Below are 7,148 nucleotides of genomic sequence, written 5' to 3'. Positions count from 1 at the left end.
ACCCTGATGGGGCGCAGCCCCTCTTAGGGGCGCGGGGAACTGCGCAATCTTTTAGGGGCGCGGGGAACTGCGCGGCCCGCCCCCACCGGGCCGCAGTCGGGTCACCACGTGTCCTCCGTGAGGCGTTCCAGCAGGATCGCCTCCCATGCGTGGGCGAGTTGCGCGCGCAGCAGCGGGAGGGGGCTGCCGGAGCGGCCACCGAGCCGGTCCGCGAGCCGCGTCAGCGTGTCGCAGCGCGCGAGCCACAGGCCGCGCAGACACGGCCGCGCCCCATAACCCGCCAGAGTCGCCGCGCGGACAGCCGCAGGCGCGCCCACGGCCACCGCGAGCCCCGCGATGTCCTCCGTGGGGTCGCCGACAGCCGCGTCCGTCCAGTCCAGGACACCGCGGACCCGCCCGTCACCACTGACCACGAGGTGCTCGCCCTTGAGGTCGTGATGGACGAGGAAGGCCGCACCCGGCTGCGCCGCGAGCTGCACGACCCCGCCCGCGGTGAGCTGCTGCAGCCGGGCGGGGTCGAACTCGTCGGCGGCGGCGAGCCGTTCGGCGGCCCGTTCGGCCGCGGTCCGCAGCGTTTCGAGGGACCGGGGCGTCGCGCGGGGCACACCGAGCGACTCGGCCTGGTGCCCCGGCACCTCGCGCAGTCCGCTGAGCAGGCCCGCCAGATCGGCCTCCCCCACCGCGGAGACGTCCCGCCGCTCGCCGGATCCGCCGGGGATCAGCGTGTCGAGCGTGTAGGTCAGTCCGCTCGCCCATTCGCCGTGGGCGACGCTCACCGGGACGGCGACGCCGATGTGGGGGCGTACCAGTTCGCGCAGTCGCAGTTCGCGCCGCTGGCGCCGGGACGCCTCGCGGTCCGGGGCGAGCCGCAGCACATGCCGTGCGCCCACGAACCAGGTGGAGTGCTCGCCGCCCTCGGCGACGGGCGCGATCCGGAGCCCGCCGCCGTCCGGGGGCGGGGGGTCCGGGAACGGGGAGTCGTGGAGCGGGGAGTCCTGGAGCAGGGAGCGGACGACGCGTCGCACGGTGTCCGCGGTGGGTGTCGCTGCCTGGGTCATGGTCGCGCCGTCCGCCGTCGGGGAGTACGGGGTGCGGGAGCCGCTGTCCGGCGCCCGCCGGGTGTGGTCAGTTCACGACGGCCATCTCCCGGGGGGTGTCGTTGAGACGGCGTCCGCCGTCCTCGGTGACCGTCACGATGTCCTCGATGCGTACCCCGAAGCGGCCTGGCAGATAGACGCCGGGCTCGACGGAGAAGCACATGCCGGGCACGAGGGGCTGTTCCTCACCCTCGATCATGTACGGCGGTTCGTGGGTGGTGACGCCGATGCCGTGCCCGGTGCGATGGATGAAGCGGTCGCCGTACCCGGCCTCGGTGATGTGGGCGCGGGCGACCCGGTCGACGTCCTGGCAGGCGATCCCGGGCCGCACGGCCTCGAACGCGGCCTGCTGGGCGGTCCGGACGACGTCGTGGACCCGCTGTTCCTCGGCGCCCGGCTCGCCGACGTGCACCGTACGGGAGGTGTCGGAGCCGTAGCCGTGCTTCAGTCCGCCGAAGTCGAGGACGACCGTGTCGCCGTGCTCGATGACACGGGAGCCGGCCTCGTGGTGCGGGTTGGCGCCGTTCGGCCCGGACCCGACGACCGTGAAGTCCACCTGCTCGTGCCCGAAGTGCCGCAGCAGATCGGCGAGGTCGCCCGCGACGTCCGACTCGCGGCGCCCCGCGAAGGCGACCTTCAGGATCTCCTCGTACGTGGCGTCGGCGGCGGCGCCCGCGGCGGCCAGCCGTTCCAGTTCGGCGGCGTCCTTGACGGCCCGGAGCATCGGCAGTCCCTCGCTGAGGGAGACGTACGACGTGCCGGGCAGCTCCTTCTGGAGGCCCAGCAGGTGCAGCGCCCAGGCGTTGTCGCTGACGCCGAAGCGGCCCGAGGTGTCCAGGAGCGGGGCCGTGGTGGTGTACGGGTCCTTGCCGTCGGTCCAGTCGCGCAGCTTCAGGGCGGGCGCGCCCACCGCCTTCTCGGCGTCCGGGGCCTCCAGCGTGGGCACGACGAGCACGGGGTCCTGCCCCGCGGCCAGTACCAGCAGGGTGAGCCGCTCGGTGGCGGCGGGCGGCGCGTAGCCGGTGAGCCAGACGAGGTCGGGTCCGGGCGCGACGAGCACCCCGGCGAGCCCCGCCGCGTCGGCGGCCCGTGCGGCGCGTTCCATCCGGGCCCGGTAGTCGTCGGCGGTGAAGGGCTCGGGCGTGCCGGTCATCCGGTCCTCCGTGGGTCGGTTCCCTGGGCGGGGTGCGGGGTGAGCCGCGGGTGGAAAGGGGCCACGGGCAGCATCCTGCCCGGACGGCGGGGGTGACGCGAGCCGGTCGGGGGTGCTTCTTTCGAAGGCGTCAGTTGTCCAGGGCCAGCCTGGCGCCGAGGAGCAGCAGAACCCCGCCGGAGACCTGCTCCAGCCTGCGCCGCACACCGGCCCGGGACAGCACGGTCCTCATCCGTCCCACGAACCACACGTAGACGCTGTAGTAGCCGACCTCGTAGACCGCCCAGAGGGCGGCGAGCCCGAGCATGGTGGGCAGATGCGGGGCGCCCTTCGGGACGAACTGCGGGAGGAAGGACATCGCGAAGATGGCCGCCTTGGGGTTGGCGAGGTTGATCAGCAGACCGGTCCGGTAGGAGGCCCAGCCGCTCCCTGCCTCCTCCTGGGGCCCGCCGTCGTCCATGCCGCCCCGGGTGTGCCGCGCCCGCCACAGCGTCTGTACGCCGAAGACGACGAGCACGACGGCTCCGACGACGCGCATCACGTCGTACGCCACTTCGGAGGCGGTGAGCAGCGCGGTCAGGCCGAACGCGGCGACGACGCCCCAGGTGAAGACGCCGGTCTCGTTGCCGAGCACCGTCAGGAATCCCGAACGCCTGCTCCGCAGCGACTGCCTGATGATCAGCACGGTGCTCGGGCCGGGGGAGGCGGCGATCAGGGTGCAGGCGCCCAGGAAGGCGAGAAGGGTGCTGAACATGGGCCCATCGTGGCCCCGCGCGCGAGGCGCGGCAACGCATTTCCCGTTAACGGCAGCCCATTGCTCAACCATTAGAGCTAATGCTTGGATGATGACACTCCATTAGTTGAGGCATTCAGGGGAGGCGGCGGAGGCATGCTCGTGCTGGCGCACATCAGCGACCTGCATCTGGACGGGAGCCGACGGGCTACGGAGCGCGCCGAACGGGTGCGGGACCTGCTGTGGAAGCTGCCGGGGCGGGTGGACGCCCTGCTGGTCACCGGGGACATCGCGGACCACGGGACGGAGGCCGAGTACGGGGAGGCGGCGCGTCTCCTCGGGCTGAACGACCCGGCCACGCCCTTCCCGGTGCTGACCTGCCCGGGCAACCACGACAGCCGCGGCCCCTACCGCAAGGCACTGCTCGGCGAACCGGCGGCGGGCGGATCGGCGACGGGTGGATCGGGGGCCGAGGGGCCGGTGAACAGCGTGCGGGTGCTCGACGGCGCGGCCGTCCTGATGTGCGACTCCAGCGTGCCGGGCAGCGACGAGGGGGAGCTGGACGACGAGACGTACGCCTGGATCGAGGAGACGCTCGACGAGGTGGACGGTTCGGTGCCCGCGCTGCTCGCCTTCCACCACCCGCCCGTGGCGCTGCACCACCCTCTGCCGGACGCCTACCGGCTGCGCGGGCCCGGACGGCTGGCGGCCCTCCTGGAACGCCGGAGCGGGGTGGCCGGGATCATCACGGGGCACGCCCACACGCCCGCGGCCACGGTGTTCGCCGGCCGGCCGCTGGTCGTGGGGCCCGGGGTGACCTGGACGCTGCGGCTGCCCTGGGAGGGCGAGGGCGCGGCGGACCGGGACGCGCCTCCCGGCTTCGCCTTTCATGTGCTCGACGACGAGGGGCGGTTGACGAGCCACTTCAGGGTGGCTGGGTGACGGACGCTCCCGGTGGCGCCCGTCAGATGACGACACCCGGGGTCACCGACACCTGCTGGTAGCCGCCGCCCGCGTGCCGCAGGGTGAGTCCGGTCTTCTCCCCGGGGCGGGCGGCGGCGACGGCCCGTGCGAGGTCGGCGGCGGAGTCGACGCGGGTCGTGCCGAGGACGAGCAGGACGTCACCCCGTACGAGCCCCGCGGTGTGGCCGGGCCCGGGGGCGTGCACGCCGACCAGGAGCGCGCCGGGGCCGCCGGACGCGTCGACGGCCTCCACGCCGAGGGTCGACCGCTCTGCCGACCGCTCGGACGGCTTCGCGAGTGCGGCCGGACTCCCGCCGCCCGGACCGGACCCGGTGCGGCCGGCCGCCTCGGACGCGGCGGACGCCTGCTGGGCGCCCGCCCGCCCCTGGAGCTCGGCGAGCCGGCTCATGCCGATCACCGTGGCGCCCATCGTGCCGAGCCCGACCCCCGAGAGCACGAGGACCGTCCCGACGAACAGGCTGAACAACAGGGTCGTGAGCCGTCGCCCGCGCCGCCGTGCGGCGTGCGGACGGCGGCCCGGACCGGACGGGCGGTCGCCGCCGCCCGGTTCCTGACCTACCGGCTCCTGAACTCCCGGTTCCTGACCTGGCATCGGCTTGGGACGCAGCACTGTCTGTTCCATGGATCGCCTCCGGCCGGAGCCCTACCCTTCGCACCTGCTCGCGACGATCCCCGAACGGGTGACAGCGCCCGCGACTCCCCCGCCCGGGGTCAGAGGGCGGTGGCCGTGGCGGTCCGCCAGACACTGCCGAACGGCAGCTCCGGGAGCTGCCCCGGCACGAAGCCGTGGGCCCGGCGGGCCAGGTCGGCGGCTCCGTAACGCCCGCAGTCGTAGTGCCACTTCAGGATGCCGGCCATCCAGTTCTGCAGCTCCACTACATAGCCCTCCATGATCCCGCGGGCCTCGTCGGAGAGGCCGAAGTCCTCGTACAGGACGGGGAACTCGTGGGCGGCGACATGCTCGAACTGCCGCATGCGCTGGGTCATGAGGTCGTGGACGATGCCGAGCGCCTTCGGGTAGTCGCAGCCGAAGAAGTTCTGCACGACGAGGATGAGGTTGTGCACCTCGCCCTCGTACTCGATCTCCTTCTGGTACGAGAAGACGTCGTTGACGAGCATCCCGTAGTCGATCGCCGCGTTCTCCAGTGCCCGGACGGGGCCGCTGCGGTAGACCTCCGGCGGTACCGCGGGGCCGTGGCCCAGCCGGCACAGGCTCATGGTGAGGTCGGAGCCGAAGGTCGCGCGGCGCATCTCCAGGTAGTCGACGGGGTCGGGGACGCGGTTCTGGAGCTGGTTGTTCAGTTCCCACACCCAGCTCTCCGTCATGACCTCCACCGAGGCCCGCATGGTGCGGCGCGCGTCCGGCGTCATCGTGGCCGTGGTCCGCAGCCAGAGATCGGCGAGTCCGCGCTCCATCGCGTTGGCCGGGGACGGGATCTCCTCGCCCCCGAGGGGCATGCAGGCCGACAGCCGCGCCGTGCACAGTTTCGCGGCGGCCAGATCCCTGCGGTTCCCGAACACCATCGGGTAGTAGTCGTCGCCGTACGTCCCCCACACGAGCCACTGCACGCTGAGGTCCAGCGCCTCGGGGGTGCCGTCGGGATCGAGGCCCGCCGAGCACAGCGGCAGGTCGTAGGCGGCGAGTTTGTCCTCGTCCCAGATGCCCTCCTGGAGGATGCCCATGTCGTGCGCCCACGGGGTGATGCGCCGCCGGGCCCCCTCCAGGCCGGCGTTGAGCCGGACCTGGAACGGCATGTAGAAGTCGGGGAGCAGCGAGGGGCCGACCTTCTGGTACGGCACGTGCGTGTACGCGCGCAGCCGGTCGGCGCCGGCCGCGGCGAGCAGCGCGCCGACGTCGGCGGCGGAGGTGCCGGGGCCGGTGAGGCCGTCCAGCGGCGAGGACTTGAGCGCCCCCTCGTTCATGTACCGGCTGGACCGCATGTGCCACTCGTGGCCGCCCGCCTGCCAGTCCTGCAGCCCTCTGGTGTACGCGGCGACGGCCCGTACCTCGTCCGGCGTGAGGCCCTTCTCCAGGGCCAGCGCGGGCACTTCGGTGAGCGCCGTGTGGTCGAACTGGTAGAGGCGGGAGGACAGGACGTCGTTGACGGTGTCGGCGGCCTGCTGCGTCGTACACCCGAAGAACGTCTCCAGGACGAGCACGCCGTTGCTCAGCTCGCCCTCCTCCTCGACCTCCCGCTGGTACGAGAAGAGGTCGTTGCGCAGGTGGACCGCGTCGGAGAAGGTCTCCATCAGCACGCGCATCGGCCGGGAGCGGGCGACCTGGTCGGGGACCTCCGCCGTCGCGTACTCCACGAGCCCCGCCGACCAGGGGGCGCCGCCCACCTTGCGGCGCATCTCGATGTACTCGACGGGGTTCGCGATCCGCCCTTCGTTGATGTTGGACAGCTCCCACATCGACTCGTTGAGCAGATGCTCGGTGGACTCGGCGAAGCGCCTGCGCCAGCCCATGGACATCGAGGGGACCGTACGGGCCCACAGGTCGGCGAGGCCCGCCTCGACCGGGTTCTGCGGCTCGGGCACGGCGGTCGCGAGGTCGAGCGGCATGAAGAGCGGCAGACGGTCCAGGTAGGCCTTGCCGCCCGCGCGGTCCTGGCTACGCTTGAAGGTCTCCAGGAAATGGTCGTCGAAGAAGAAGACCCACACGTACCAGTCGGTGATGAGGGAGAGAGCGGGGCCGTCGCACTCGGGATGCGTGTACGCGCACAGCAGTCCGTAGTCGTGGGCGTCGAGGTCGGCCTGCTCCCAGATGCCGGAACCCTCCAGCATGCCCATGCCGCGGGCCCAGTGGGTGGTGTGGGTGCGGGCCTCTTCGACGTGCGGGTTCAGCCGTGCGGGGTACGGCGTGTAGAAGTGGGGGAGTTCGAACGGCTGCGTCATGAGCCGGGCCTACCCGGGGTTGTTCGGGGGCATCCGTGCGGGGGTGGATGATCGCACCATCGCGTGAACGGATGAGTGAACGGGTGCCTGTGGGGGAATGGGTGGGGCCTTTTCTCGCCCCCGCCGCCCCTGCCCGTCCCGTACCTGACTCAGGGGCTCCGCCCCCGAACCCCCGGTCCTCAAACGCCGGACAGGCTGAGATATCCCCGGACCGGCGGACATCTTTCAGCCCGTCCGGCGTTTGAGGACACAGTGACGGGAAGGGTAGGGGCTGCGGGGGCGA

6 protein-coding genes are annotated in these 7,148 nt (G+C 72.5%); 1 reads left to right on the top strand and 5 read right to left on the bottom strand.

Annotated features, from left to right (window positions below):
• Positions 1–101 precede the first annotated feature (101 nt).
• The 3 genes from ACFVH5_RS43335 to ACFVH5_RS43325 all read right to left on the bottom strand — a co-directional run bounded on the left by ACFVH5_RS43335 (position 102) and on the right by ACFVH5_RS43325 (position 3,004).
• Positions 102–1,058 (bottom strand): aminoglycoside phosphotransferase family protein, encoded by a 957-nt coding sequence (locus ACFVH5_RS43335; protein WP_385839194.1) that lies wholly within the window; start codon positions 1,056–1,058, stop codon positions 102–104.
• Between the two features lie 67 nt (positions 1,059–1,125).
• On the bottom strand, positions 1,126–2,250 hold the full coding sequence (locus ACFVH5_RS43330; RefSeq protein ID WP_385839193.1) for an aminopeptidase P family protein: 1,125 nt from the start codon (positions 2,248–2,250) through the stop codon (positions 1,126–1,128).
• Positions 2,251–2,380: 130 nt separating this feature from the next.
• Positions 2,381–3,004 carry a LysE family translocator gene (locus ACFVH5_RS43325; RefSeq protein ID WP_385839192.1) on the bottom strand — a complete coding sequence of 208 codons (624 nt, stop codon included), beginning with the start codon at positions 3,002–3,004 and terminating at the stop codon, positions 2,381–2,383.
• A gap of 135 nt (positions 3,005–3,139) precedes the next feature.
• On the opposite strand from ACFVH5_RS43325, the gene ACFVH5_RS43320 reads away from it, so the two are divergent.
• Positions 3,140–3,925, top strand: coding sequence for a phosphodiesterase (locus tag ACFVH5_RS43320; RefSeq protein ID WP_385839190.1), 786 nt, complete (start codon positions 3,140–3,142; stop codon positions 3,923–3,925).
• A gap of 22 nt (positions 3,926–3,947) precedes the next feature.
• Here ACFVH5_RS43320 and ACFVH5_RS43315 read toward each other — a convergent pair whose 3' ends face one another.
• Together ACFVH5_RS43315 and cyc2 are read right to left on the bottom strand one after the other, a co-directional pair.
• Positions 3,948–4,589: a PDZ domain-containing protein gene (locus tag ACFVH5_RS43315; protein ID WP_385839189.1), complete on the bottom strand. Its 642-nt coding sequence runs from the start codon at positions 4,587–4,589 to the stop codon at positions 3,948–3,950.
• An 89-nt stretch (positions 4,590–4,678) separates the two neighbouring features.
• On the bottom strand, positions 4,679–6,865 hold the full coding sequence (cyc2, locus tag ACFVH5_RS43310; protein WP_385839188.1) for a germacradienol/geosmin synthase Cyc2: 2,187 nt from the start codon (positions 6,863–6,865) through the stop codon (positions 4,679–4,681).
• Positions 6,866–7,148: the final 283 nt, after the last annotated feature.

It is taken from the genome of Streptomyces sp. NPDC127119 (assembly GCF_042677425.1).
In the GTDB taxonomy this organism is placed as follows: domain Bacteria; phylum Actinomycetota; class Actinomycetes; order Streptomycetales; family Streptomycetaceae; genus Streptomyces.
This window is presented reverse-complemented; position numbering and strand designations above follow the sequence as displayed.

Coding starts and splice junctions, on each gene's coding strand:
- ACFVH5_RS43335 (WP_385839194.1), bottom strand. CDS start 1,058: ATGACCCAGGCAGCGACACCCACCGCGGACACCGTGCGACGCGTCGTC.
- cyc2 (WP_385839188.1), bottom strand. CDS start 6,865: ATGACGCAGCCGTTCGAACTCCCCCACTTCTACACGCCGTACCCCGCA.
- ACFVH5_RS43325 (WP_385839192.1), bottom strand. CDS start 3,004: ATGTTCAGCACCCTTCTCGCCTTCCTGGGCGCCTGCACCCTGATCGCC.
- ACFVH5_RS43315 (WP_385839189.1), bottom strand. CDS start 4,589: ATGGAACAGACAGTGCTGCGTCCCAAGCCGATGCCAGGTCAGGAACCG.
- ACFVH5_RS43330 (WP_385839193.1), bottom strand. CDS start 2,250: ATGACCGGCACGCCCGAGCCCTTCACCGCCGACGACTACCGGGCCCGG.
- ACFVH5_RS43320 (WP_385839190.1), top strand. CDS start 3,140: ATGCTCGTGCTGGCGCACATCAGCGACCTGCATCTGGACGGGAGCCGA.